Origin of the sequence: Verminephrobacter aporrectodeae subsp. tuberculatae At4 (assembly GCF_000193225.1) — a bacterium.
Taxonomy (GTDB): Bacteria; Pseudomonadota; Gammaproteobacteria; order Burkholderiales; family Burkholderiaceae_C; genus Acidovorax; species Acidovorax aporrectodeae.
Genome location: NZ_AFAL01000010.1, coordinates 1 through 204 on the forward strand (window position 1 = coordinate 1; position 204 = coordinate 204).

A 204-nucleotide genomic window follows, 5' to 3' on the forward strand; every position below is an offset into this window, starting at 1 on the left:
TGGCGCCTGGCCGACGTGGACGAGCGCACGCTGGTCGCGGCCGTGGTGGGCGCGCAGCGCACGCTGCCCGAGCGGGCCCCGGACCCGGGCTCCAGAGCGCAGGGCGCGGTGGCGCTGCACGTGCACACCCTCGATGGTCCGAATGGCCTGGCCATCGAGGACCTGCGCGTGCACCAGGGCGAGATCGTCGGCCTGACCGGCTTG

At 75.5% G+C, this 204-nt stretch carries 1 pseudogene; it reads left to right on the plus strand.

The annotated features are described in order from the left end of the window. Nucleotides 1-204: pseudogene (locus tag VTU_RS33350) on the plus strand (sugar ABC transporter ATP-binding protein); the annotation flags it as partial.